Source organism: Pseudomonas sp. NFACC10-1 (genome assembly GCF_900119195.1).
In the GTDB taxonomy this organism is placed as follows: Bacteria; Pseudomonadota; Gammaproteobacteria; order Pseudomonadales; family Pseudomonadaceae; genus Aquipseudomonas; species Aquipseudomonas cerasi.
Genome location: NZ_FPJB01000006.1, coordinates 47,030 through 73,328, shown reverse-complemented (window position 1 = coordinate 73,328; position 26,299 = coordinate 47,030). Strand labels below are relative to the sequence as shown.

26 protein-coding genes are annotated in these 26,299 nt (G+C 60.9%); 4 read left to right on the top strand and 22 right to left on the bottom strand.

The window, feature by feature from the left end; translation table 11 throughout:
* The first annotated feature begins 311 nt into the window (after nt 1–311).
* Nucleotides 312–3,131 (top strand): ATP-binding protein, encoded by a 2,820-nt coding sequence (locus BT119_RS17785; RefSeq protein WP_058416154.1) that lies wholly within the window; start codon nt 312–314, stop codon nt 3,129–3,131.
* 142 nt (nt 3,132–3,273) lie between these two features.
* On the opposite strand, the gene BT119_RS17780 is transcribed toward BT119_RS17785, so the two are convergent.
* The 13 genes from BT119_RS17780 to BT119_RS17720 form a co-directional block, all read right to left on the bottom strand.
* Nucleotides 3,274–4,320 carry an EscU/YscU/HrcU family type III secretion system export apparatus switch protein gene (locus tag BT119_RS17780; protein ID WP_003434215.1) on the bottom strand — a complete coding sequence of 349 codons (1,047 nt, stop codon included), beginning with the start codon at nt 4,318–4,320 and terminating at the stop codon, nt 3,274–3,276.
* Nucleotides 4,320–5,135 (bottom strand): type III secretion system export apparatus subunit SctT, encoded by an 816-nt coding sequence (gene sctT, locus BT119_RS17775; protein ID WP_003369214.1) that lies wholly within the window; start codon nt 5,133–5,135, stop codon nt 4,320–4,322. Before sctT ends, BT119_RS17780 begins: the two co-directional genes overlap by 1 nt.
* Nucleotides 5,136–5,141: 6 nt before the next feature.
* Entirely contained in the window at nt 5,142–5,411 is a 270-nt protein-coding gene (locus BT119_RS17770) for an EscS/YscS/HrcS family type III secretion system export apparatus protein (protein WP_003369212.1), read from the bottom strand.
* Between the two features lie 4 nt (nt 5,412–5,415).
* Nucleotides 5,416–6,072: a type III secretion system export apparatus subunit SctR gene (gene sctR / locus BT119_RS17765; protein ID WP_003369210.1), complete on the bottom strand. Its 657-nt coding sequence runs from the start codon at nt 6,070–6,072 to the stop codon at nt 5,416–5,418.
* Nucleotides 6,069–7,127, bottom strand: a complete 1,059-nt coding sequence (gene sctQ / locus BT119_RS17760) for a type III secretion system cytoplasmic ring protein SctQ (protein WP_058397006.1) — start codon at nt 7,125–7,127, stop codon at nt 6,069–6,071. The genes sctR and sctQ overlap by 4 nt, the downstream gene beginning before the upstream one ends.
* Nucleotides 7,124–7,633, bottom strand: coding sequence for a hypothetical protein (locus BT119_RS17755; RefSeq protein ID WP_003369203.1), 510 nt, complete (start codon nt 7,631–7,633; stop codon nt 7,124–7,126). The genes sctQ and BT119_RS17755 overlap by 4 nt, the downstream gene beginning before the upstream one ends.
* Nucleotides 7,634–7,735: 102 nt before the next feature.
* Nucleotides 7,736–9,064 (bottom strand): FliI/YscN family ATPase, encoded by a 1,329-nt coding sequence (locus BT119_RS17750; RefSeq protein WP_054081506.1) that lies wholly within the window; start codon nt 9,062–9,064, stop codon nt 7,736–7,738.
* Nucleotides 9,061–9,657 (bottom strand): FliH/SctL family protein, encoded by a 597-nt coding sequence (locus BT119_RS17745; RefSeq protein WP_003369199.1) that lies wholly within the window; start codon nt 9,655–9,657, stop codon nt 9,061–9,063. The genes BT119_RS17750 and BT119_RS17745 overlap by 4 nt, the downstream gene beginning before the upstream one ends.
* Complete coding sequence (locus tag BT119_RS17740; RefSeq protein WP_072366507.1) at nt 9,650–10,273, bottom strand: type III secretion protein; 624 nt, start codon at nt 10,271–10,273, stop codon at nt 9,650–9,652. The genes BT119_RS17745 and BT119_RS17740 overlap by 8 nt, the downstream gene beginning before the upstream one ends.
* Nucleotides 10,270–11,049: a type III secretion system inner membrane ring lipoprotein SctJ gene (gene sctJ / locus BT119_RS17735; RefSeq protein ID WP_058416151.1), complete on the bottom strand. Its 780-nt coding sequence runs from the start codon at nt 11,047–11,049 to the stop codon at nt 10,270–10,272. Before sctJ ends, BT119_RS17740 begins: the two co-directional genes overlap by 4 nt.
* A gap of 3 nt (nt 11,050–11,052) precedes the next feature.
* Nucleotides 11,053–11,484, bottom strand: a complete 432-nt coding sequence (locus tag BT119_RS17730; protein WP_032609606.1) for a hypothetical protein — start codon at nt 11,482–11,484, stop codon at nt 11,053–11,055.
* A 9-nt stretch (nt 11,485–11,493) separates the two neighbouring features.
* Complete coding sequence (locus tag BT119_RS17725) at nt 11,494–11,712, bottom strand: hypothetical protein (RefSeq protein ID WP_003369190.1); 219 nt, start codon at nt 11,710–11,712, stop codon at nt 11,494–11,496.
* A gap of 20 nt (nt 11,713–11,732) precedes the next feature.
* A complete protein-coding gene (locus tag BT119_RS17720; protein ID WP_003369189.1) occupies nt 11,733–12,344 on the bottom strand; it encodes a hypothetical protein in 612 nt (203 codons plus the stop codon).
* Nucleotides 12,345–12,519: 175 nt separating this feature from the next.
* Here BT119_RS17720 and BT119_RS17715 point away from each other — a divergent pair, with 175 nt between their 5' ends.
* Nucleotides 12,520–13,302, top strand: coding sequence for a tetratricopeptide repeat protein (locus BT119_RS17715; protein WP_042930740.1), 783 nt, complete (start codon nt 12,520–12,522; stop codon nt 13,300–13,302).
* A 2-nt stretch (nt 13,303–13,304) separates the two neighbouring features.
* Here the strand turns inward: BT119_RS17715 and BT119_RS17710 are convergent, their stop codons facing one another.
* The 7 genes from BT119_RS17710 to BT119_RS27300 all read right to left on the bottom strand — a co-directional run bounded on the left by BT119_RS17710 (nt 13,305) and on the right by BT119_RS27300 (nt 19,110).
* Complete coding sequence (locus BT119_RS17710; protein ID WP_003369187.1) at nt 13,305–13,721, bottom strand: hypothetical protein; 417 nt, start codon at nt 13,719–13,721, stop codon at nt 13,305–13,307.
* Nucleotides 13,722–13,733: 12 nt separating this feature from the next.
* Nucleotides 13,734–15,050, bottom strand: coding sequence for a type II and III secretion system protein family protein (locus BT119_RS17705; RefSeq protein ID WP_003369185.1), 1,317 nt, complete (start codon nt 15,048–15,050; stop codon nt 13,734–13,736).
* A complete protein-coding gene (gene sctV, locus BT119_RS17700) occupies nt 15,047–17,194 on the bottom strand; it encodes a type III secretion system export apparatus subunit SctV (RefSeq protein ID WP_072366505.1) in 2,148 nt (715 codons plus the stop codon). The genes BT119_RS17705 and sctV overlap by 4 nt, the downstream gene beginning before the upstream one ends.
* Complete coding sequence (locus BT119_RS17695) at nt 17,191–17,529, bottom strand: type III secretion apparatus assembly chaperone SctY (RefSeq protein ID WP_003434227.1); 339 nt, start codon at nt 17,527–17,529, stop codon at nt 17,191–17,193. Before BT119_RS17695 ends, sctV begins: the two co-directional genes overlap by 4 nt.
* Complete coding sequence (locus BT119_RS17690) at nt 17,526–17,885, bottom strand: hypothetical protein (RefSeq protein WP_003434228.1); 360 nt, start codon at nt 17,883–17,885, stop codon at nt 17,526–17,528. The genes BT119_RS17695 and BT119_RS17690 overlap by 4 nt, the downstream gene beginning before the upstream one ends.
* Nucleotides 17,882–18,817: a SctD/MshK family protein gene (locus BT119_RS17685; RefSeq protein ID WP_072366503.1), complete on the bottom strand. Its 936-nt coding sequence runs from the start codon at nt 18,815–18,817 to the stop codon at nt 17,882–17,884. The genes BT119_RS17690 and BT119_RS17685 overlap by 4 nt, the downstream gene beginning before the upstream one ends.
* 131 nt (nt 18,818–18,948) lie before the next feature.
* A complete protein-coding gene (locus BT119_RS27300) occupies nt 18,949–19,110 on the bottom strand; it encodes a hypothetical protein (RefSeq protein WP_003369172.1) in 162 nt (53 codons plus the stop codon).
* Between the two features lie 634 nt (nt 19,111–19,744).
* Here BT119_RS27300 and BT119_RS17680 point away from each other — a divergent pair.
* Entirely contained in the window at nt 19,745–23,215 is a 3,471-nt protein-coding gene (locus BT119_RS17680) for a hypothetical protein (RefSeq protein WP_072366501.1), read from the top strand.
* Nucleotides 23,216–23,284: 69 nt separating this feature from the next.
* On the opposite strand, the gene BT119_RS17675 is transcribed toward BT119_RS17680, so the two are convergent.
* Nucleotides 23,285–23,527, bottom strand: coding sequence for a hypothetical protein (locus BT119_RS17675; RefSeq protein WP_042930737.1), 243 nt, complete (start codon nt 23,525–23,527; stop codon nt 23,285–23,287).
* Between the two features lie 324 nt (nt 23,528–23,851).
* Between BT119_RS17675 and BT119_RS17670 the strand changes: the two genes are divergently transcribed.
* Nucleotides 23,852–25,165 carry an APC family permease gene (locus BT119_RS17670; RefSeq protein ID WP_003369165.1) on the top strand — a complete coding sequence of 438 codons (1,314 nt, stop codon included), beginning with the start codon at nt 23,852–23,854 and terminating at the stop codon, nt 25,163–25,165.
* Between the two features lie 153 nt (nt 25,166–25,318).
* On the opposite strand, the gene araH is transcribed toward BT119_RS17670, so the two are convergent.
* The gene (gene araH, locus BT119_RS17665) at nt 25,319–26,284 is read right to left on the bottom strand and encodes an L-arabinose ABC transporter permease AraH (protein ID WP_003369163.1); all 966 of its coding nucleotides are present in this window, start codon (nt 26,282–26,284) and stop codon (nt 25,319–25,321) included.
* Nucleotides 26,285–26,299: the final 15 nt, after the last annotated feature.

The window sequence follows — 26,299 nt, the reverse complement described above, 5'->3', positions numbered from 1 at the left end:
CGGTAAACGGAGTGGCGGCTAACTGATGTCAATTAACGTGGGCGCGATTTGTGCATCGATCTCATAACAGTCATCTCATGTCACTAGACTTTCCGCTTTCCGGGCAGTCAACGCGTTAAATCAGGCATGCGGTCAGGCATTGGTGCACACCCGGTAACACGGAGTGTCCGCTCAGTTACAACTGATCTGCCGGAGGTCAACGGAGGCTGGCAGATAAACGGAACACTCATCACCACACGGACACAGATCGGGACCTTCATGCTCCTGCACGGTGCGGCGGCGCAGTTATTACTTCTGACACAGGTCTAAGCATGGATTTCGAAGCAAGCGGCCAGAATGAAATGGCCATTCAGGAAACAGGTGAGGCGTCGCGCAGCAACGAGGCCATTCACTTTGGCCCGTTCACCCTGCTTCCACGCGAATATTTGCTGCTCAAGGATTCACAGCCGGTGCCACTGGGCAGCCGCGCAATGGCATTGCTGGTCGCTTTTGCCACTCGGCCAGGCGAACTGCTGGAGAAAGCCGAACTGCTGGCACTGGCATGGCCCAGAGCGGTGGTCGAAGAATGCAACCTGCGTGCGCAAATCGTTGCCCTGCGCAGGGCACTGGATGCCGACGAGAATTACATTGTCACTGTGCCGGGCCGTGGCTACCGATTCGTCGCGCCGGTCAGTGTGCAGCAGGCGGTCCGCCACGAACCTGCGCCAGCGGACACACTCGCCAGCGTAAGCGTGCCGGCAATCAACCGTCAGGTGCTTGGGCGTGACGAACTGATAGAGCAACTGTCGGAACTGACACTCTCCCGGCGTCTGTTGACCCTGAGCGGTCCGGGCGGCGTCGGCAAAACGACCGTTGCGCAGGCACTGGCTGACAGTCTGGCCGCGCAATCGGGCCTCAGCACCGCGTTCGTCGACCTGACGCCGGTCAACGGCACGCAACCGATATTGGGCAGAATCGCCTCCGCACTGGGGCTTAGCGCCGAAAACGAACAACCGCTGCACGACATACCGCCATCGCTGGTCGGTCGCCCGCAATTGCTGGTGCTCGATAACTGCGAGCATGTGCTCGACGAAACCGCCGCTGCCGTCGAAGCGTTGCTGGCCAATGCACCGCTATGCTGCATCGTGGTGACCAGTCGCGAACCGCTGCGTGCGCAGGGCGAATGGGTGCATGAACTCGGCCCGCTGCAAGTGCCTGATGAGCACGAAGTGCTCACTGCCGCGCAGGCCATGGGCTATTCCGGGGTGGCGCTCTTCGTGACCCGTGCCAGAGAGCAGGACCCCGAGTTTGCCTTCAATGACGGTGACGCCGGAACGGTCGCCGCCATCTGCCGCAAACTCGACGGTAATCCACTGGCCATCGAACTGGCTGCTGCACGCGCCAGGACCTTCGGTATTCATGACCTGGTCGGCCTGCTGGACGGCAGTTTTCGACTGCAGATGACCGGCCTTCGCACCGCCTTGCCACGCCAGCGCTCGCTGAGTGCCACGCTGGACTGGACCTACGGAATGCTCACCGGGCACGAGCAGGCGTTGCTGCGCCAGCTGTCGATATTCAACGGTTCATTCACCATTGACGGGGTCATGGCGATCGTCAACATCGGTTTGCCGGACGTGCGGATGACATTGCCGATGCTCGAAAGCCTGCTGGAAAAATCGCTGCTCGGCGCCTTCGATCACAGCCAGGGCAAGCGCTTCAGGCTGCTGGAAACGACACGTCTCTACGCCCACGAAAAACTGGTGCAGTTCGATGATGTACCACGCCTGTGCCGCGCTCACGCTCAATGGGCACTGACGCTTCTGGAACAAGGCAAACAGGATCTCGAACAAATGCCCCAGGAGCTCTGGACCCAGCGTTACGGTATAGAGATCGACACCATTCGAGCGGCCCTCACCTGGGCGTTCTCGGCCGAGGGCGACCGCCAGCTGGGGGTCGAACTCACGCTGTGCAGTTCGCCATTGTGGCTGCGGCTGTCGCTGGTGCGCGAATATCAGGACTGGGTAAACCACGGCCTGCCCCGGCAGGTGGAAGAGGCACACATGGATCGTCGGCAGCGCATGCGTCTGCTGACCATGTCCGGCAGCATTCTGATGCTGACCTACGGTGCGGGACAGAAAATGCGCGAAGTCTGGCAGCAGGTCAGTGAAGATGCCGAAGCGCTGGACGACTCCGAATACCGCCTGCGGGCGCTGTGGGGCAAGTGGAACGACCACACCTGCAGCAACAAGCATCTGCAGGGTACGCAGGTCGCCTCGCAATTTCTGGCACTGGGCAAGGATTACCGCATTGCTGACTGCCAGTTGCTGGGCAGACGCATGCGCGCCACCAGCGCGTTCTATATGGGCGATATGAAGACGGCGCGTCAGGCCATCGAAGAAGCACTTGGCGCCCCGCGCTCGCCGTCCTCGCACATTATCGACATGCACTTCGACCAGCGTATTGCAGCGCAGTCGCTGCGGGCCCAGGTTCAGTTGCTGATCGGCAATACCGGCCAGGCGATGGTCGCCCTGGAAACCAATGTGCAACAGGCTATTGCACTGAGTCATCCTGCAACCTTGTGGTACACCCTGGCGATCAGTGCGATCCCGGCGACGCTGATTGCCGGTACGCTGCACAAGACGCGGCATTTCCTCAAGCTGCTCAAACAGAGCAGCGAACGTCAGCCCCTGCATGTCTGGCGCCAGCTGACCAGTTGCTATGAAAGCATTCTGGCGATTCGCGAAGGCGATGCCGCAACGGGTGTGCCGCTATTGGGAGAAGCCCTGCAGCAGTTGCGCAACCATGTGGAAACGCCGCTGCATGCGATGCTGCACACCGAGTACGCATCAGGTCTGGCGGCACTCAGACTCGAACCTCTGGCACTGGAAATTCTCGATGAGCTTCATATCGGCGCGGTAGAAAATCATGACCGCTGGTATTTGCCGGAGATCATGCGGGTCAAGGCCCAACTGATGCTCGACCAGCCGCATGACTACTCGCTTGAGGATGTACGCATGATGCTTGCTCAGGCACTGGACACGGCACGTGAGGACGGTACGCATTTCTGGGCATGGCGCATCAACACCGACCTCAACCGTCTGAAGGTGGTGCGCGGCACACCGGCAACCCGCTACAGTCCGATGGTGCACTGAATACACGAGGCTTGCCCCGGTGGTCAGCGTTGGCCTGTAGTTTCAAGCCGGGCACAGAATGTCCAGAACATGTTCACCGAGGCGTGAGGAGCGACAGCGCTGTCACCGTGCAGCGCGCCAGACACGTGCGAGGTGGCTGACATCAGATCAGCCGCTGGGCCACCAATGCATCGGCTACCGCCTGGAAGGTGTTTTCCGGCACCGGGTCGCCCGCCACGCTTCGCTTTGCAATCGACTCGGCAAGACTTGCGTCGGGCCACAGAGCAATGCCCAGTGGCGCGGCGTCGGCCAGCAATGCGGCGGACTCGTGCTGTGCGGCGCGACAGACCACTATCGGCACTGGCGTTTCGCCGCGAACATAACGCACGCCCACCACCCAGCCGCCAGCATCGCCAATCATCAATGAAGCCCGCGCCAACCCGAGCTTGGTCGCCAGGGCCTGCATTTCGCGCCGTTGGCGCTGACGTTCGCGTTTGATCATCGGGTCGCCGTCGACGTCCTTGCGTTCGCGTTTCTGCTCGCTGTGGCTCATTTTCATTTCTCGACCAAACAGCCAGCGCTGCATCAGCACATCCACTGCACCAACCAGCAGAAACGCCGCCAGCACGGTGAATACCAGCGGTTTGAGGACCAGATAAAACGTCGATTCAATGCAGCCCTCACCACAGCGCGACGACTCCATCAGCGCTTGCAGGGCCTGACGACCGACCACATAGAACGCCAGCCCCAGCAGTACCACCTTGACCAGCCCCTTGAGAAACTCAATCAGGTTGCGCATCGCAAAAATGCGTTTGAATCCCTCGGCAGGGTTGATGCGTTTGATGTCCGGCTGAATGGGCTCCACCGAAAACACCACCCCACGCATCGTCACGATGTTGGTCAGAATCACCGCCGCGACCGTTACCGCCACCACTGGCAAGGTAATGCCGATGACGATCTGCTCGGCATGATCGAGCAGCCGCGGCCAGACATCGTTGAAGGGCTCGATGTAAATCAATGCCGCGAGATCAATCAAGGCCTCGACCTGCGCACGCGCCTTGGGCAGCAGCACCGAAATACACAACGTACACAACAGAATGACCATGCCGGAGACCAGGTCCTGGCTTTTTGCGACCTGACCCTTCTTGCGCGCATCGCGCAGCTTCTTGTCCGTGGCCGGCTGGCTTTTCTCCTCGCTGGATTCGCCCATCAGCCGCCCTCGACCGCGAGCGCCTTGAGCACCTCGATGGTGCCTCGGAACTGTGCCAGTTGATCGATCATCACCGGGATCAGAAAGCCGATGTAGACCACCATCAACACCGAGAAAAACAGATTCTTGACCGGTAATGACAGGTCAAAAATATGCAGACTGGGGGCCATGCGTGACAGGTAGGCCAGCATCAGATCCGTGATCAGCATGGCGATCAGCAGCGGCGCGACCATCAACACACCGATGCGCATCACCTGATCGAGAATCGCCAGAATCGACGTCAACGCCGCGCTGCTGAACAGCGGTGTAAATTCGGTCACCGGCCAGAGTTGATAGCTGTGGTAATAGCCGTCCACCATCAGAATGAAGCCGCCGGACATGAAAAACAGCGTGATCAGCATAACGGTGAGCAAGGTCGCCATCACGCTCGCCTCCCCCTGTCCAAGCGGGTCGACCAGTTGTTCCATGGTCGACCCACGCTGCAGGTCGATCAGCTCACCTGCCACTTCGGCGGCCCAGAACGGGATGCCGAACAACAGCCCGATCAGCAACCCGATCAGCAATTCCTTGATCATCAATCCAGCCAGAAAGAATCCGCTGTGCTCGGGCATGGAGGTGAACGCGGAGAAAACGGGAAGGATCATCGGCACCGAGATGGCGACCGCCACACAACCCCGAATCATGCCGGTCAGGCCCAAACGGTTGAATGCCGGCGTGATGATCACCACACCCATGGCCCGCGACGCAGCCAGCGATGTCGAACTGATCACCGGGTAGGCAACTTCGATGAACGCGTTGGTCAGATCAGCGCCCATGGCTGTTCAACGCGTCCACAGCGGAAAATTGTCCAGCACCTGATTACCCAGCTCGGCCACCTGCCCTGCCAGCAACGGCCCGACGAATACGATGACCAGCAGCACGCCTACCAGTTTGACCACTTGCGGCAAGGTCTGGTCCTGAATCTGGGTCAGCGCCTGCAGCAGTCCCACGCCCAACCCCACCACAATCGCCACGATCAGCGCAGGTGCGGACAGCAGCAGCACAGTCATCAGCGCCTGATTCATCAGCGACAGAAATACGTCCTGGCCCATGACTTCAGCCCCCGTAGCTTAAAATCAGCCCGTGCATCAGGCGTGACCAGCCACTGAGGGCCACGAACAGGAATATCTTCAGCGGAATTGAAATCAATGTGGGCGAAACCATCGACATACCCATGGCCATCAAGACGTTGGACACCAGCAGATCAACGACCAGAAACGGGATGTACAGTAAAAAGCCGATTTCAAAGGCCCGAGTCAGTTCGGAGCTGACGAATGCCGGGATCAGTACCACCAGATCATCATCGCGCAGGTCGGCACGTGCCTCGGGTGACCAGATGGTTTCGGTCGCCTGCACGAAAAACCCGCGCTCGCTTTCGTTGGCGAACTTCGACAGATGTGCCTGCAAGGGCGGCCGCAAGGCGCTGCCCAATTCCTCGAGCTGCTGAACGTTCTGCAGACTCAGATCGCGGCCCTGCACCTGCCGATACATGTCGCCGATCAGCGGCGTGGTGACGTAGACCGACAGGATCAGCGCGATGCCGTAAAGCACCAGGTTCGGTGGTGTCTGCTGTACGCCCAGTGCGTTGCGGATCAGGAACAGCACCACGGATATTTTCATGAAACCGGTCAGGGTCACCACGGCCAGGGGAATCAGTCCGATGGTAGCAACGACCAGAATGATCTCGATCAAATTCGGCTGGTAACCGTTCATGAGCCGCTGAAGCCAAGCAGGCGCACGCCCAGACCGTCGCCGATGATCACCAGTTCACCACGACCGATACGGCGACCGTTGACCATCAGGTCCACTTCGTCATGCGCCTGGCTGGTAAAGGGCAGAACGCTGCCAGGGGCCATTTCGCGCAGCTGCGCAAGGGTCAGCTCCATGCTGCCCAACTGGCAGATCAGGGTCAGCGGCAAATCGTCCAGCGAGGCATCCAGATCGGCATCGGTGCTCATTTCACTCATCGGGTCATTCCTGTCAAAGGGATACGGAGAAAATGCAGGGCTGCCGGGACGCAACGCGCCTTGCCAGACCAGCGTGTCGCCCTGGCGTCTGACGACGGTCTGGCAGTGACGCCCCAGCCGCAGCAGCACCTGCGCATCGGCCAGGGTGTCGAGCATCACTACATCGCCTGGTAACAGGCTGCGCAGTTCGGCGTGAGTCAATGGCGCCTGCCCGGCTTCGACGCTCAACGCCAGACGCAAGCCTTGCAGCGGGTCACGCGTGACCGCGCAGTGCTGCTCAAGCAGCGCGCTCACCCGCTGGGCGCTGGCGGCGTCGAAATGGATTTTCAACGCCTGAGCCGGCTGATCGCCGGCGCGCACCTCGACGGCGACCTGCAGGCCCTTATGCGGTTGGTCGGACGTGCATGGCACTACGCGCAGAGGTTCGCCCAACAGCCCTTCCAGCGGCTCGATCAAGCTCAACCAGGCCTGTTCCAGCAGCAATGCGTCAGCGTCGGTTTCGATTGCTGCACCGGGCTGCCAGCCCAACCCCGAGAGCTCAAGCAGCCGCAGCGGGATATTCAGTTCGATCCGATGCCCGCCGAGCGCGATGGCCACACGCACCGGCTGCCGGCAATCGCCACTCGCGCTGGCCCAAAGCACCTGCACCGCTTGCCCGCCCAGCAGCACCGGCCAAGGCTTCAGGGCGCGGTGCAGCCGGTTGTGCAGGTCCAGTGCCTCACTGTCGAACTGCGCCAATCGCGCCTTGAGCACCTCGCGGCACGACGGATCGGCAGCAATCGGGCCGGCATACATCGTCATGGCTCGGTTCCTGATATCTGGGCAGATGTCACAGCAGTTGCAGCGGCACTGCCAGGCGCTGCTGGCTGATCGGCTTCGTCACGCTGTTCGGCCAGACGTGCATCACTTCGCACGCGCTGCTCCACCAGGCTTTGCCAGGCTTTGGTTTTCTGTTGCTGCTCCCTGTGAACGTGCCTGAGGCGCTCGCGGGCCTGCTCTTCGGTCTCAAGTGTCAGGGCCACGGCATCAGCATCGGCCTGCAACGCCACACGTTCATCATCCAGTTGCTGCAAGCGCTCCTGGGTCGCTCGCCAGGCGCTGACCGAAAGCCCCTCACTGAACCGGCCATATGCCTGCTCGGCTTCCCGAACGAGCTTTTCCCGGTGCAGACGCAAGGCTTCACGGGCCTGATCGAGCTCGCTGTTGGCCTCACGGCAGCGTTCACGTTGTGCAGCAAGACGCGCTGTGGCGCGCTGCTCACGCAGCACGCGCAGGGCCTGCAAGCTGTGCAAGTCAGCCGTTTTCATAAATCTTTCCCATGGCAAATGCCGTTCGGCATCGAAAGAGAACATGCATGCGATCAGTCATCACAGCGAGATGTGCAAGGGGTGAGCAACCAACGTTCCAATTCATGCCAGCACCTTGCGCATCTGCATCAAGGTCAGTTCCAGACTGTCATGCTCGGTGGCGGGCTGACGCAGAAAGGCCTCAATGTCTGCGTGCCGGGCAATCGCCTCATCGGCCAGCGGGTCGCTGCCGGCCGCGTATTCACCCACCTGAATCAACAGCTCGATCTCCTGGCGCCGGGCGATGAGCTCGCGCATCCGCGATGCCAGTTGCCGGTGTTCTGTTGTCGCGATGTGGTCCATCAGGCGGCTTCGACTGCGCAGTACGTCGATTGCCGGAAAATGATCACGCTGTGCCAGATCGGCGCTCAGCACGATGTGGCCGTCGAGAATGGAACGGGTTTCCTCAGCCACCGGGTCCATGCTCGCATCACCTTCGGTCAGCACGGTATACAGCGCCGTAATGCTGCCTGATGGTCCAGGGCCGGCGCGCTCCAGCAGACGCGGCAACGCCGAGAAAAATGACGGCGGATAACCGCGCCGGGTCGGCGGCTCACCCACCGCCAGACCGAGCTCACGCTGAGCACGGGCAAATCGGGTCAGGCTGTCCATCAGCAGCAGCACGCTGCGGCCCTGGTCGCGATGATATTCAGCCTGGGTGGTCGCCACGTAGGCCGCCCTGACCCGCTCGGCGGCAGGCCGATCCGAGGTGGCAACCACGGCAACCGTGCGCGCCCGCGCCGCGGCATCCAGCTGCCCCTCCAACAGTTCACGCACTTCACGTCCGCGCTCGCCGATCAGGCCGATGACAATCACATCGACATTGCTGTTACGCACGATACTGGCCAGCAGTGAGGACTTGCCCACCCCTGGCTCGCCAAAAATACCCATGCGTTGTCCCTGCGCCAAGGTCAACAGGCTGTCGATGGCACGTACCCCAAGCGAAAGTGGCTTGACGATGCGCTGACGACTGAACGGCGCGGGTGGCTCGGCATGCAAGGGGTAACGCTGCAAACCGCTGGCAACCACCGGTGCAGGACCGTCGAGAAACTCGCCCATCGGGCTGATGACCCGGCCCAGCAAGGCGTCGCCGACCTGCACGCCCAGCGCCTGGCCGGTAGCGATGATCTGGGTACGGGTCGACAACCCTTCCATGGAGCCGATCGGCGACAGAATCGCGTCATCCTCATCGAACCCGATCACTTCGGCCGACAGCTCTCGTCCGTTTCCAGGGTCGCGCAACATGCACAGCTCGCCAATCCGTACCCCGGCCACACTGGCGCGCAACAACACGCCGCGAATGCTGCGCAAGGTGCCGCGCATCGGTCTGGGCTGGGCGAGCTGCAAGCGCCGCTGAAGACCGGGCAGCAGCCTGACCAGGGCCTCATTCAAGAAGCATCCCCTTCTGCCAACGGCAACAGCGCACGCCGCAGGTTGTCCAGTTGCGCGTCCAGCCCGAGTTCAACGGAGCCCGCCGGGCTACCCAGCCGCGCTTGACCGGCTGCCAGCTGATCATCACCGACGACACTCAGCGACTTCAGTGCCGGCGGCGCCTCGTGGGCCAGCCGTCGACGCAACGCTTCGACGTCGGCACGCGGCACATACAGCGTCAGCGCCTGATCCTGACGAAACGCCGACAGTGCCTCTGCGGTGCAGCGCAGCAGGCGTTCGTGGTCATCCAGTTCGCCCAGCACCTGGCGGGCAATCCCCAGCGCCAGTTCAGCCAGCGAGCTTTCCAGCCCCGCCAGGTAACGCTCGACCTCGGCGCTGGTCTTTGCCAGCAACGCCGCGACCTGCTCGGCGCCGTCCTGACGGGCGCGCTCGAAACCTTCGGCGCGGGCCTGCTCCAGCCATTGCGCACTGTTTTCGCGAACCGACCGCGCCTCCTGATGAGCGGCCTCGACGAACGCGTAGCCGTCGATCCAGCGGGCCGCTTCGGCAGCGCGCACGATCCGTGAAGCGGGTCGGGTCGGCAGATCACTCATGGTCGTCGCTCCCGGTCAGCAGGCGGGCAACGGTTCGCACCACGGCCACCTGTCGTTCATCGCCTGGCTGAGGCTGATTTTGCGCAATGTCCAGACGCAGGCGCAGCCAGGCTTGCAATTCGATGGGTTGGGCCTCGAGCCAGGCGGCCACGCAGCGCGCACCATCGCGATCGATGGCCTGGACGAGTTCGACCGGTGTGCGCAGCAGGTTGGCGGCCCCGGCCAGTTGGCGCTGAGCGAGTGCCAGTGAAAAAGCATCGTCACCCAGCAATTGACGGTACTCGCTGACCACGTCACCACGAATTTCCCGACTCAGCGTGGCGGCATGCCAGACCGCGCCACACAAGCGGGGCAAACGTGCAAAATCTTCGTCGGTCAACAACAGAACAGCCAGGTCACTCTGCGCTGGCTGTTCCAGTTGCGGCAGTGGTTGCAGCTTGAAATGCGCATTCAACAGCTGCTCGAAGCGTGTAGCAAAGCGCGACGAATCGCGCAGTGAAGCCAGCGTGGCAGGATCGACATCGCGTTGCAGGCATTCGGCCAGCCAGCGTTCGCGGACATACGTCAAAGGCCGCTCGACGAGTGCCTGCCACTGCTCGGTCAGCGCAGCATTCATGGTGCATCGCTCAAGACATAGGTGCCCTCGACCCGGCGACGTTGCCAGAACTGACGACTCAGCAATCCGGCAAGCACCAGCGCAATCAGCAACAGGCTGCCGAACAGCCAGCGCGCCGCCGGAACATCATCCTCCAGCATCCACAGCCCGAAAAAGCTCGCCAGTTGCGGCTGCGCGCCGGCCTTGTCGGGGAGCGCTGCCTTGATGGCCGTCACCGACACACCGTCGTAGCCCAGCCCGGAAATACCATTGGCGACCAGGGTCTTGATCTGCGGTATCAGCACGTTGATGTCGGTGCGCGGGTCGTAGCGCACCAGCACCGAGGCCGAGGACGGTGAAATCACCCGCTTGAGCAGGTCATTGTCCGGCAGCACCACATGCACCCGCGCGGACAGAATGCCGTCGATCTGCGAAACCGTGTGTGACAACTCTTCACTGAGCGCATAGACCATCTGGGCGCGCTCCTGTACTGGCGAGGACACCAGGCCATTGCCCTTGAACACCTCGCCCATATTGGAGAAGCTCTGCCCCGGCAAGCCTGCATCGTCCAGTGCTGCCATGGCCTCGGCGAAGCGCTTTTCGTCGACCATGACCTTGAGCTGGCCGTTGTCCTGCACCTTGCGCGACGCCGGTATGCCGTCGCGCAGCAACACAGCCAGCATGGCATTGGCTTCTCGCTCGCCAAGGTTGGTGTAGAGATCGATGTCGCAGGCCTGCAACAGGCTGGCAAGCGCGGCCACGATCAGCAGGCGCAGGACACGGCAGCGTTTGGACATGATTCATTGACCTTTGAGAAGGGTGTTGGCGGAGCCGGATATCTGGGTCGCCCCGCGCACCACCATCTGGGTTTCGATGGAGTAGTCGAACATCCGCCCCAACGACTGCACGATCTGATCGACCTGCGGCCCACCGACTTTGCCGGTCGTCTGAGCAGCGCTCGCGGCAGTTGTTGGCGGCTGACTGGCCGCCTGCGGCGCGCTGCCCTGGGTCAAGGCGTCGGCACGCTGGGAGAACTGCCGAGAGCGGTCGATAAAGCCGTCCAGCCGCTCCATCAGGTTGGTGCCGATCTGATGCGGGCTGGCGCCCTGCGGCATCCCTTTGGACGTCTCGGCCATGTGTTCGAAGAGGTTCTGCGAAGCCTGCGGCCCCGCGCCTCCTCCCGGCGACGGCAAGGCAGCCGCCGCCGGTGACGCAGCTAGATTCACAGACATGGTCGTACCCTATTCGGAGTCGTCATCGGACTGGGCTTCGTTCAGCATTTCCTGAGCTCGCGGCATGATGATGAACTGCCCACCGATGGTGACGGCCTGAGTGATCAGCGCGTCGTTGAACTCACTGTCGCTGGAGGCCTGTTCGGCGTTCTCGACGGCGGCGTTGAAACGCGATTCCTGACTGGAAACATTGACGTCGACATTGCTATCTACGGAGTTGACGGACATGGGTAGTGCTCCTTTTGGGGTTACTGACGGTCGGTGGCGACTTGAGTGACGACACCGCCTCGAAACACCCGCACACCGCGTTCGCGCACCACGGGTGCGGCCTCGGCGACAGGTTGACGATCCACATGCTGCTGAATCTGCGCCAGATAAGCTGGCGGTCCGGACACGAACAGACTGTCGTTATCCGGGCTGACGCGACTGGACATCGGCTGGCCGGAGACCTGCAAGCGGGCCAGATAGTCCTGCAACTCTTGCAGCCGGGTGCCCTGCAGGTCGAAAACCCGCGTACCGACCTCATCAGCACCCGCGATGTGCAGAACGTTACCGTCGAAGTACCAGCTCAACTGATTGGCATCGCACAGGCGGCCAAGAAACTCTCCAGCCGTTTCGCCGCGTACCGTACCGCGGGCGTTGCCGCGCACCTTGTCGGAGAACACCACGATCAGGTCGAGGTTCTGCGCGAACTCGGTGAGTGCACCGCGAATATCCTGGTCGACCAACACATAGGCATAAGGCTCGGCGAACCACTCGGGTTCGCGCTCCGACGCCGCGTTCAACGCACCGGGCAGTGAGCACAGCAGAATCACCAACAGCCGTAGCGCGATGCGCCACTCAGCCTTGAACAACGGCATGGCGCCCTCCCTGCCGGTTGCGGCGCTGCCTCGAACGCTGGCCCGCAGCGACGCGAAAAACCATGCTCAAAAAACGGTCGCAATTCAGCGCCGGGGCTATAAACTGGCGCTCGCCCGCGAAGGCCGTCGACGGCTGAATTGCCTCGCCCCGTCCCCTTTCACAAGAGCCCTGTCCATGCCACCTCGTTCCATCTCCACGTTGTTGTTGCTCGGCTGCCTGACCCTGACGGCGTGCACGACCCAGCCCAAGACCGATGCCAGTTACGAGCGCTTCATGCAACTGGCAGCCGACCTGGAAAAACGCGGCGACTCGACGACGGCTGCGTCGTTCTACCAGCGCGCCACGCAACAGCCTGAAGCCGGCGTCGAATCGTGGCGTAAACTCGGTGCCGCACTGCTTGCCAGCAACGACACGCGCGGCGCGGAGCGCGCCTATCAACGTGCGCTGGAGCTCAAGGCCGATGACCCTGACGCCTTGTTGGGCCTGGGCACCGCGCAGTTGCGTCAGGGCAAGCTGCAACGCGCCGTCACCGTACTCAATCAGGCCGCGACTGCCCTGCAGCAGCCGCAGGCGTGGAACCGACTGGGCATCGCCTACATTCTCAGCGGTGAGGCCGACAAGTCCCAGAACGCCTTCAATACCAGCCTTCGTCTGGCACCGAACGATCTGGACACCCGCTGCAACCTGGCCCTTGCCTATGTGCTGGGTGACGACAATAAAAAGGCCCTGGAAACCATTGACCGCGTTAGCCAGTCGCCGCTGGCGCAACCCCGCCACCAGCGCAATCAATTGCTGGTGATGGTGCTCGCCGGTAAAGAGAAAGACCTCAAAAGCATGACCTTCGACGACATTCCCAAGGCCGAACGCAGCAAACTGATCGCCGAGGCTCGACGTATCAAGGCAATACCCGACCGTGCCGAACAGGCACGCGAATTGGGTCTGGTCGACGCTCGCTGAAATCATCGCGCCTCCCGAGTGTCGGTGTTGGCCTGCTGCTCCGCCTGACGGCGGCGCAGTTCTTCGCGGTCATAGCCATCGATGTACACCTGCGCGGCCCGCCCCACCGGGGCTGCCATCACCGGGCCGGTGCTACGGCCCTGCACCACGTCCGAGCGCTGCTCGACCATCTGCAACAGAATCAGATTGCTGGCGCAGCCCGGCGGCAGCAGCGGCTGAAAATCTTCCCCTACGCCAATGTCGTCCTGCGCAGCGGGCTGCATGCAGGCATCCGGCACCAGTTCCACGCGACCATCGGCGCGGGTCACCGCCGTGTAACCCGGCGAATAGCTGACCGGGTCAAGGTGAGTCTTGCAGCCTGCCAGCAGGCATAGCGTCATCAGAATCGGCAGGCGTGGCATGCTTGAAATGAGGTTCATGGCCGGTTCCTGTCAGTTCATGTAAAAGCCGAACGCGCCGCCACTGCGCGGTCCGGCCGCTGCGGTGCTGGCTGCGCGCTGCTTGTCCAACGGGGTGGCGGCCACACGCTCCTTGACCGGTTCGACCAGATAAGGGGTGATCAGAATCACCAGTTCGGTCTCGTTGCGCTGAAAGCGTTTGGAGCGAAACAGACTGCCAAGAATCGGCATGTCGCCAAGCATCGGTACCTTATCCATGTCCTGACTGCTCTCGCGCTGGAACAGCCCGGCAATGGCGAATGTCTGGCCGCTGCCGACTTCCACGCGGGTGTCGGCACGTCGCACACGGAACGAAGGCACCTGGTAGCCATTGACGTCCAGCGTGGTGGTGCTCATCAGGCTGCTGACTTCAGGACGTACTTGCAGGGCAATACGGCCGTTGGGCAGCAGCGTCGGGCTGAACAATAGCGAGACGCCGTAAGGCTTGTATTCGATACCGACCACCTCACGGTTGACGGGCACCGGTACAGCCACTTCACCCCCCGCCAGAAAGCTCGCCGTCTGCCCGGTCATCGCCGTGATGTTCGGCTCTGCCAGCACCTCAAGCACGCCATTGTTTTGCAACGCCTCAAGCATCGCATCGATGTTGACGTTACCCGAGGTGAGCCCGGCGCTGATGACGTTTGACGCGCCGCTTGCGGCATCGGCAGCCAGGCTGCCACCGGTCAGCAGGCCAAACGAAAAGGTGCCGTTATTGAACAGCGCATTCCAGTTCACCCCATAGCGCAGCAGTTCGGAGCGTGAAACTTCAGCGAAACGTACACGGATGTTGACCTGTGCCGAGCCTGCGTAAGTGGCGCTGTTGACCGTCGACTGAAAGTTCTGGCCCTCGGTGCTCAGCAAGGCATTCAGGTCGGTCGCTTCACCGACATCCTGGACGGCGCCGCTGGCGATCACACGGCTGCCGCTGGCATTGATGCGCGCCTGACTCTGCGGGTGCAGCGCCTTGAGCGGGCGGCTCACCGCTGCCGTGCCGCTGCTCACGGCGAGGCTCAGGGTCGCGGTTTCCCGACCCTCGCTGTCCAGCGCGATCAGGCTGGTCTGCCCGGCTGTTTTGCCGAACACGTAAATCACACCGGGCGATACCACCTGCAGGTCGGCAATGCCTGGCTCTGCGACCATGACCGAGTCCACCGGTGCCGAGAAATGCAGAACCCGGCCTTCGCCAATCGCCAGATCAACGGTGCCCTTGGCGCCTTTGGCGATGGTTTCGGCGTTCGCACCGCCAGCGATGAGCAAGGCACTGAGCGCCAGAAACAACAGACGAATTACAGAAGCGGAACGGATCATGAGGCAGTCGCCAGAGAGGTGGCCGCGTCAGCCTTGGGGGCCGGGCGCGCAGTGATATCGGTCAGGCTGACAGTGCCGACCGCTTGAAGGTTGTATTCGCTGGCCAGCTCGCGATACGACAGCACAGGCAACTGCAGCTCGCCACGCAGGATGATGCGGCGCAGGCCGCGACGCAGCTCGGGGTGTACCAGCAATACCGTCGACTCATCTTCGGGCAGCACAGCGCACAGGCGCCGCAATTGTCCAAGCACGGTCCGTCCAATGTCATCGGGCAGCGCGTCACGATTTCTGTCCTGGCGGCCCAACGCGGTACGCAATTTTTCTTCGAGGGCAGGGGCCAGCACAAATGCGCTGATCACCCGGTTGCGATCGGCATACTGGTGGCTGACCTGACGCGCCAGCGCTGCGCGCAGATGTTCAGTCAGACGCCCGGCATCGGCTTCGCGACCGCCCCACTCCACCATCGCCTCCAGCAATCCACGGCGGTTGCGTATTGACACACCTTCGGCAACCAGCAACCGCAATACTTCGGCAATACGTTGCAGCGGCAGGATGCGTAACGCCTCCTTGACCAGTTCTGCGTACTTGCCTTCAAGCTGCTCCAGCATCACGCGGGTTTCCTGAATACCCAGGAAATCTGCAGCATAGCGACGCAAGGTGCGCTCCAGCGTGGCGCGCAGGATTTCGTCGGCGAACAGAAAGCCGATGCCCGCCTCCTGCAACTGATCGGCATGCTCGCGATCTACCCAACGACCGGGACGCGAACTGATCGGCGAAGGGGCTTCGAAGGGCTCCACGGAGATAAGTTGTGCATGCAGCGGATCATCCTGTAGCAGCAGCGACGTGGCACTGAATTCACCTTCGCAGACCGGTACGTCCTCCAGCTCGACCTGAAAGCGATCTGCCGCCATTGAGCGATCCAGATAGACGTCCGGCACCGGCACCTCGACTCCCAGATCCGTGCGAATGTCGTGACACATGGCTTCGATGCGCTGGCGCAGCGGCTGCAGGGGTGCCGCCTCGGCCAACCCTGCCCCGATGCTCAACAGTACCCGGGTGTCGCGGGGACGCTCGGCATCCTCCTGCACGACGACCGGCTCGGGTTCAGTCGCCGACAGTTGCTCAGGTTGCTCGAGCTGTGCAGTGGGAAGGCTGGCCCGATGCTGACGACGCCAGAGGAAAAATGCGCTGCCGCCAAGCAGTGCCGCCAGCACTACGAATACCGGCATGGGAAATCCGGGCAGCAGCCCGACGCCAAGCAGAATCAGTGCGGTCAGCCCCAGCGCCCGATGGCTGGCCCCCAATTGCCTGACGATTTCGGTGCCCAGGTCGCGCTCTTCGCCATCGCTGTTGACCCGCGTGACCACGGTGCCTGCAGCCACCGAAATCAACAACGCCGGGATCTGCGCGATCAGACCATCGCCGACGGTCAGCAGCGAATAAGTATGCGCCGCCTCGGCGAATGGCATACCCCGCTGAACCATGCCGATCATCATGCCGCCCAGCAGATTGACGAACAGGATCACCAGCCCGGCAATGGCATCGCCCTTGACGAATTTCATGGCACCGTCCATGGCCCCGAACATCTGGCTTTCCCGCTCCAGGCGCGAACGACGGCGCCTGGCTTCGGCCTGATCGATGTCACCGTTGCGCAGATCGTTGTCGATGCTCATCTGCTTGCCCGGCATTGCATCGAGGGTAAACCGTGCAGCGACTTCGGCGACCCGCTCGGCGCCTTTGGTGATGACCACGAATTGCGCCACGGTAATGATCAGAAACACCACCAGCCCGACCACGACCTGACCTGCGATCACAAAGTCGCCGAACGCCTTGACGATATGACCGGCATTGCCATCCAGCAGGATCAGACGTGTCGTGGTGATCGACAGCGAAAGACGAAACAGGGTGCTGAGCAGGATCAGCGGTGGCAATGCCGAAAATTCCACCGAATGATTGATGTAAAACGCGACGATCAGAATCAGCAGGCTGAGCGCAATGTTCAGAGCAATCAGCGCGTCCACCAGGTAGGTGGGCAGCGGTATGATCATCATTGCGATGGCCATGAGCATGAACGCTACGATGATCACATCGGTGCGTTTCGAGGCAATTTCGGCCAGTCGGTTGAGGCGGTTCATGAGGGTCATTGCGCGGCCCTCCGGGCATCCAGGTAACGTCTGAAACACTGACGTGCTTCGTCCCGGCGACCGGCCTTCCATAGTGCCCGGCTACGCAACAAAAGCAGGGACGGACTTTCGCCCTGCTGCTCGACCAGACGGTCCAGTGCAGCGAGGGCCCTGTCAGCATCTCCACTGTCAGTGAATGCCAGCGCCAGACTGTGCAATAGCGCGGTGTCGGTCGGCGCCAGCTGGATGGCAATCAGCAACATCACCAGTGCCCGCTGCGGTTGACCGCTGCGGCGGTACAGATTACCGAGCCCGGTCAACAACTCGACACATTCGCGGTCCTGGGCTGCACTCATGGCTGCACCTCGGCGCGCTGCTGTTCAAGCAAGAGACGCAATTCGATTTCCTCTCGAATCACCTCTTCAGCCAACTCGCGGATTTCAGGTTCTGCATCCAGCGCGGGCAGCACTTCATCAAGCACGTAGTGCAATACTTGCAGCGAGCGCGCCGGGCCAAACAATGGCGCGGCGACACCAGCGGCCTGCTCGGTCTGTTCAAGCTCGCCACGCAGTGAGCGACGGACCTTGCGCTCGCGTTGATCCAGCAGCGCTTCGAATCGCGTGCCTTGTCTGGGCTGCGTCGGCGCGACACGCTCGACAGCTGGCAAGGACTCCGGAGAAGTCGGGGTGATGGGTCGCAGGTCGACTTTCATAATGTGAAGGCAAACCGTTCCTGACCACGCACCAGACGTACCTGATCACCTTCGATACTTTCCAGCGTCCAGTCGTCCGCCAGTATCGCGCCGGGATAGACGCGCTTGCCATGCTCGTCGATGACATATGGATTGCGTCCGAACCAGACGGCTTGCAGGCGCACACGTGGCGTCGCAACCGCCGCGCTCACCTGAACATTGGGGGTCAGGACGATGCGCTGACCAAAGCGGCTGTCGAAATCGCGCTGAACCTTTAACCAGCTGCTTTTAAGATCGGCGGGATAGCCGCCTGCCACACTCAGCTGACCATCCTGCTCGTGGACGCGCAATTGACCAAGCCTGGCGTCGCGCAGTGCTTGATCCAGCCAGGTCCGGGCTTCGGCCAGCGTCGGCGCAGATACATTGGCAGGCGCTGCAGGCATACCGACGGCACCGCGGTGCGACACAGCCTCTGGCGGCGCACGAAACGCAAATGCAGTGGCGCATGTCACCAGCAGCAACAGCGCGCCCAACACCGGCACCTTGAATGCGTGCAGTTTACGCGGCTCAACGGACGAGGCTTTTGCAGGTCGAGTACTGCGCAAGCGCAGACGGCTTTGTCCAAGCGTCAGTTCGACGGGCAACCCGAGTCGCTGCCCATGCCCCTCGGGGATAAGCAGACTCTTGCCGAGCGCATCCATTGCGGTTACGTCGCCGCCCATCGCTTCAATGGCAACGAGATCTTCGGAAAACCGCAGGCGCGCATGCTGCGCAGCGATACCGGCATCGCCCAGCACAAGGTCGGCCATGGCGGCACTGCCGATTGTATAGAGCGGCTTGTCGAGCGTCAGAGCAACGCCCTGGTGCAAGCCGTGGAGAATTTCGAGCAATGCCACGCCATAATCCTGCTCGGCAGCGTCTGGCGTTGCGCTCAATGAAATCAGGGCTGTCATGATCGAGTCACCACCGTGTGATCTACCGGAAACGGCACGTCAGAGCCGGGTAAAGCTGTCGATCGAAAGACGTGGTGCAAATCGTGCAAGAAGCGAGTGTGGGCGGCAGCGCCGCCGCCCACACCACGACATCAGTTCTGAGGACGTTGCTTGGTAGCGTCCAGCTCTGCCTTCTTGGCAGTGGAGATTTCAGTGATCTTGGCTGATTTCTCGATAGCCATGTCAAAGGTAGCGGACATCTTTTCGATTGCCGCGTCCGAATTGCCGGAGCTTACTGGTGCAGTCTCACTCATGTTGTTTCTCCTTGCTTCGAGGGGGAAGTTTCAACTGCCGAGAGGCAGAGCAATATGCCATCACCGAACAATGAACCCGGGACTGTTACTTGATGATCCCAGCAAGCAATGCGTTCACTGTTCCGCCAGATCAATACTACGCAAGGCGAATTATCGGATGCTGTGAAAAGTTGTGAAATTGCGTTTTCACAACCCGTTAAAATAATTAACCAACAATGATATCAAAATGATATTTATTACTGTCTTATTTCTGAAGAGATTAAGTTTTCAGGTATCAGCCACGCCACAGATACTGTGCTGCGTGGCCTCCAAGCGTACGAACTGATACTCGGCAGGCGTGTGAAACGTTGTGAAAACGCAGGCATTGATCTTCCTTATCGCCCGCCAAGTGTTAGTGTCTGCTCAGTAAGTTCACTGACCGGACATTCGTAAAACGAGAACCCGTTCAAACTATAGAAGTGTGCACTCGTTTTAACCATGCCCTGTGCAATGTGTTTGAAACTTCAGGGTCGCCAACGTGTATTGCCTGACTGTCAAGGCTGCTGCGCAACACATGGCGATTTTAGCGAGCGGCTGAAGTACATCTTGTTCAACGGCCAATCGCATCTACTGTCCACACCAGGAGTTACCCGCCATGTCGACGTCAACGGTCAGCCCGACACCCGCCCCCAGCCCTGCCCCCAGCGGTAACGCGAATATCCGCTTCAATCAGGTGCTGCAATCGAGCAACCGCAGCAGCACCTATCGTCCGGCAAGCGCGACCGAGAAAGCGCCTGCGCTGGGCGATTATGCGTCCATAGAAAAGCCGGGCACTGTCGCCGCCGATACGATTCGCTATGTGACAGAGAAAGGTGATCACGTACTGGTCTACCGGTCCACCAGCCCGGCGCTCTACCAGCAAGTGGTAGCGGATCAGCCCAGGCTCGCCGGCTTCAAGACCAGCGTGACGCAGGGCTACAAGCCGGCTGCGGCGGGTGCCGAGGCGCCATCGAACCTGGGTGGCTACCTGCGCATCGGGGCACCGGATGAAATGGGGCCGGGCCTGATTCGCTATGAGGCCGCCGACGGCAGCAAGATCATGGTGTCGCAACAGGACAACCCGGAACTGTTCAAGCAGGTTGCATCGGACTTCAAATCCCTTTCCGGCATAAACAGCAGCCAGCAGGAGGGCTATCGGGCGGCCGGCGCGGATGAAAAAATCCCCGCAAAACTGGGCGATTTCGCAGAAGTCGGTCCGGTCGACGAGGTCGGACCGGGGGTGATGCGCTATGTTGACCGCGATGGCAACAAAGTTGTGGTGTCCGAGCGCGATAACCCCGATCTGTATGCTGCCGCCAAGGATGCCTACAACTCGCTGACGGGGCTGAGCAAAAGCGAGTCGGAAGGTTATCGCCGCGCGGGCGACAATGAAGTCTGGCCGCCCGTGTTCGGCACCACCGTCGGCCCGCTGAACGAGGCCGGCCCTGGCACCATTCGCTATGAACACAACGGCGAAAAAGTGGTGGTCGCCCGTGATGACAATCCCGGCCTGTTCAAGTTTTTGACGGGACTGCAAAGCGTCGTTTCAGACCCCGAAAAACGCGCAGCGCTGGAAAAGGCGGTCAATGAAGGACAACTCCTCGCCGACGGCAACACGTCTTTACCGGGCCTTAACGACATCACCGAATTCAACTGGATACCCGGCCAGGAAGGCAGCCAGATCAGCTACAAGAATCAGAGCGGCGAAGTGATTGTCGTGACCCAGGCACTGACACCCGATCTGTTCGACAAGGTCACCACGCTAAAGGACGCTTGGGACAAGATCAACAGCAGCCGCGAAGAAGGCTACACGTTGGCAGGCCCCAACGATTTTCTGAAAAACCAGGACATCACCATCGGTTCGCCAGACGAGCTGGGTTCCGGGCTGATCCGCTTCGAGAACGACGACGGCAAGTTCATCGTCTCCAAGGACGCCAGCCCCCAGCTGTATGACGACGTGGTGCAGAAATGGAATGAGCTGGGCACCGGCAATATCAGTGAAACCCGCAGTCGGCATAACCTGCCCGGTGCGTCCGAAGTTGACCTCATGGGTCAGAAAACCGGTGTGAAGGCTGACAAGGATGACGAAAAATCCGAAGAACTGAATGTGGGTGAGCTGGCGACCAAGGAGCTCCTCGACCAATACCGCGAAGGCGTAAAAAACGGTGATATCCCCAAGGACGATCCGCGCGCCAAGCTGGTCCGGGCCATCGAAGCGCAGGCCGCCTACGACAATGGCCGCGGCCTGACCGGCTACGAGGAGGCACAAGGTGCATTCGGCGGCACATGGCGAGAGTTCGACAGCAAGCAGACTCAGCTGAGCTCGGCGGACATGCACGACATCATTGACGGTGGCAAGCTGCAGGAGCAACTGACTACGCTGTTCTCCGACCCTACGGTGCAGCAGGACTACCAGAGCAAGCTGACCGATGCCGTGAACAAGGTGCCCAACAAGGACGAGATCAAGCAAAAACTGCTGGACCTCACCGCGAGCCCCGACTACGTACTTTACCTCAAGGACTTGCAGAAACAGGGGCTCGGCCAGGAAGCGCAAAAGGACCTGAGCGACACGTTGTCCTCACTGGCACTGGTCGATCCCGAAGCCGCCAGCAAGGCAGCGCAGTCCATCCAGGCCGACGGATTGACCAGCGACCTCAATGACCTGGTGGCCGACCCTTCGAAAATCAGTGACGAAAACAACGCCCTCGCCACCAAGGATCTGTTCGGCCTGCTCAAGGCAGAACTCAAAGGCTTTCTGGTGGACATGCCGCGCTTCCTGCAGCCGACGTTCGAGAAATTCATCGAGGAAGGCGTCGTGGGCAACGCCAAACCTGCTGATATCGCCAAGGCGCTGAAGGAAGTGGGCGATGCTTATCAGAAAAATGGCAAAGTCAGTGAGGCCGACATAAAGACTGCCCTGTCCAAGCCTTATATTCCGGTCGCCGATCGCGGCAAGCTGGGCGAGATTTTCAACACGCTGAACAGCAAGGGTGTCATGGGCTCCGTCGCGGCTGGCGTGTCTTTGTTCTCGGCCATTTATCAAATGGTCGGGAATGGCGGCAAGCTCGGCGAGACACCGCTCCAGCGCCTGGCCATCGCCAAGGACTTCCTCAGCTTTGCCGGTGGCGCCAGCCATTTTGTGCGCCTGGCCGACAAGGTGGGTGACCTGATGGGCAAAGGCGGCCTGGTTGATTTACTCGGGCTGGACAAGACCGTGCCGGAAATCTGGGGCAAGCAGGACATGAAACCGCCGAAGGTTGAAGTCAGCCCCAGCGGTCTTTCTGCGGCACGGCTCGACGAGATCCGCAACGCACTGGACATCCCTGATGACACTCGGATGGCCGTTATCGGTGACCTGACCGGTAGCGCTGAAAGCGAACGCACCGCAATGCAAGGCATCTCTCAGCGACTGGACAGCGAGACCAAGTTGAAGCCGGGGATGGCCAGCAAGATTGCCGGTTCGGTGGTCAAGGTTCTCGGTCCGGCGACAGATCTGGCCGGCGGTTTCGCCGACATCGTGCTGGGAGCGTTTACCATCAGGGACGGTGTCAAATCCGGTGACAAACTGGCTCAGGCCGCAGGCGGTCTGCAAATTGCGGGCGGCGCGTTCGGCGCTTCAGCCGGCGTGTTGGGCACCGCCGCACTGGTGGGTGCAGGAGGCGCAGCGGCCACAGCCCTGGCCGGACCTTTCTTTCTGGTCGGGGTGGTGGTTGCGGTGGTAGGCGGAGTCATTGGCTACTTCGTGGACCACAACAAAAAGCAGAAAGCCTCCGAAAAGGAAAATGACTGGTATCGCGACCTGGCCGCTGACGGCCTGTTGCAGGCTGACTGGGGTGACAAGGTCGAGTACGCCCACTATTCGATCCATCACTACAGGGAGCGCGAAGCACCGGAAGACGACAGCCTGTTTCGTTTCCAGAGTGCCGAATGGAAGCATTTCGACGAGACGCCACAAGAGGACGGTTCATCGAGCAACCGCCTGGATGGCGAGTTGCATGTGGAATACGGCGAGACGCATAAATCACCGGATCAACAGCAGCGTGAAGATTTGAGAAACGCGCCCCGCTGGATTGGCCCGAAAATCTGAGTTTCCTCTGCGCAAACGACTCCAGGGCCGCCATCAGACGGCTCTGGAGTCAGGCGCTCTGCGGGACGATCAAAGCTTGCCGATCTCTCCGGTCGCCTCGCCAATGGTCGCCAGCGTGGCCTCGATATCATCGATTGCCTGTTCAAGCCCGACGAACGATTGCTGGATAGCTTCGCGGGTGTCTACCGTCTGCTGCCCCCTTAAACGCTCAACACGCTCCAGTTCACTGAGCTGCAGGTTACGCACCTCCGCCCTTAATGTTTGCAGTGTCTTCCAGACCAAACGGAACTGTTGCTGGCTGTCATGTCCCACCTTCGTATCCTCTGTCGATCGGCTCAAGTGCAAGGTTGAGACAGCCTGCAAACCGAATGCTCCACTTTATTGCGCGCAGTGGAACTGAAACCGCCGCCGGTCAGGCTTGATGTCCATCGGATTGAATTTACCTCCGTTATCAGGATCACTTTTTCATGCCTGTACCGACTGCTGTCGCTGCCAGATCCTGAATGACGCTTGCTTGCGTACTGTAGAAAGCAGCGTCGCTGACGGTCTACGCTCGAACGAGCCAATGAACAGACCAACGCTTACCCTCTTTGGCCTTTAGCCTTGTGTAGCGTCAATGAAAAGGAATTTTCTACCATGGCCACTCCCGACACCTCATCACTGCGCCGGGCGATCACCGCGCCCATGTTGACCCTGTTCATCCTCGGCGACGTGCTGGGTGCTGGCGTCTATGCATTGGCAGGCACGATAGCCGGACGCGTCGGCGGAGCCATCTGGGCGCCCTTGCTGATTGCCCTCTGCTTTGCCTTGCTGACCGCAGCGTCCTACGCCGAACTGGTGACCAAATACCCGCGTGCGGGCGGTGCCGCGGTGTACGCCGAAAAAGCCTTCGGCAAGCCGCTGCTCTCGTTTCTGGTCGGCTTCTCCATGGTCGCGGCTGGCGTTACCAGCGCTGCCGGACTGGCCGTGGCGTTTGCCGGCGACTACTTTCAGGCGCTGCTCGACTGGCCTGCGCAGTGGGTCTGTGTAGCATTTCTGGTCATCGTCGGCCTGCTCAACGCACGCGGTATCAAGGAATCGCTTTCAGCCAATCTGGTCATGACAGTCATCGAGCTGAGCGGCTTGCTGATGGTCATCGCTGCGGCAGTGTGGTTCGTCAGTCAAGGGCAAGGCGTGCCGCAACGCGTGTTTGAACTGGACAGCGCATCCCCCGCCACAGCGATTCTCGGTGCCTCATTGCTGGCGTTCTATTCGTTCGTAGGGTTTGAAACTTCGGCCAATCTTGCCGAAGAGATCAAGGATGTGCGCAAGGTCTATCCACGCGCCCTGTTCGGTGCACTGCTGGCTGCCGGCGCGGTGTACATGCTGGTTGGCGTGGGCGCAGCGATGGTCCTGCCGGTCGAGCAACTCAAGGATTCCCAAGCACCACTGATGGACGTAGTGAGTGCCTCGGGGCTCGGCATACCTGCGCCCTGGTTTGCGGTCATTGCGCTGATTGCGGTGGCCAACGGCGCGCTGCTGACCATGATCATGGCCAGCCGACTGACCTTCGGCATGGCCCGCGAAGGACTGTTACCTGCAGTGATGGGTTCGGTGCTGCCCAAGCGCCGCACGCCGGGGCTGGCAATTCTGGCGACCACGCTGGTGGCCATTGCCCTGTCCTTCACCAGCACCCTGACCATCCTCGCCGAAACAGTCGTGCTGTTACTGCTCTTCGTATTTCTCAGCGTGAACATCGCCGTGCTGGTACTCAAGCGCGACAAGGTCGAAGCCGGGCACTTTCAGGTCCACTGGGTTATTCCGCTGCTGGGCATTCTTTCGTGCCTGTTGCTGCTCACTCAGCAAGGTCCGGAAACCTGGCTGCGAGCAGGCATCATGCTGGCGGTCGGTGCAGCGCTTTACGGACTGACCCGGCTGGGCAGCTCGGCGCTGGCGCCGCATTCTCGCTGAAACGCGGAAAGAATGGATTCAGACCGCACGCACGGGCGGTTTGCTATTTCAACTACCGCGGTAGTTACACTTTGGGCGGTTGATGAAACGCAGTACGGGACTGAATCCGGCATGAAAGGGACGCTGATTCATCAGAACCAGCGCCCGGGCAATTTAGCGACGCTTCATCCGGTCGATGATCACCGCCAGCAACAGGATCGTGCCGCGAATCACGTACTGGTAGAAGGTGTCGATGTTCTTGAGGTTCATCGCATTTTCGATAATCGCCAGAATCAGCACCCCGGCGATCACATGCCGGATCATGCCGATGCCGCCGCTCAGCGAAACCCCGCCCAGTACGCAGGCAGAAATGATCGTCAGCTCGAAGCCCTGTCCGATCATCGGCTGACCCGAGGTCATGCGCGAGGCCAGCACCACGCCTGCCAGTGCCCCCACCAGACCGTGGACGGCGAAGATGATGATCTTGGTACGGTCTACGTGTACACCCGCCAGCAGCGCAGCTTCCTGATTGCCGCCGATGGCCATGGTGTTGCGCCCGTAAGTGGTGTAATTGAGCAGCCAGCCGAAGAATATGAAGCAGGCGATGGTGATCAGAATCGGTACCGGCACGCCGTACACCTGGCCATTACCAAAGATGAAGAAATCCTCGTTGGAAACGCCGACAGCCTTGCCGTTGGAGAAAATGTACGCCAGGCCGCGCACGATCTGCATCGTTGCCAGGGTCGTGATCAGGGCGTTGATGCGCAGCTTGGCAATCACGATGCCGTTGATCAGGCCCACCACCAGTCCGAGCGCCAGAGCTGCCGAGACGCCCAGAAACACACTGTCGGTGTCGCGGATGACGATACTGGCGATCACCCCGGAACAGGCCAGCACCGAGCCGACCGAAAGGTCGAAGTGCCCGGACGCCAGGCAGAAGAGCATGGTGCAGGCAGCGATGCCCACTGTGGAAATCGCCAGGCCCAGACCCCGCATGTTGAGCGGCGACATGAAGTTGTCGATGAACACGGCACACAAAATGAAGATTCCCACGGCAGCCAGGAGCATCACCCAGTCATCGGCGAAACGACGCAGGTTCATGCCCTGACGGGGAGCCTGCAGGCTGGATTCGGTAGACATACGCACCTCTTTTTT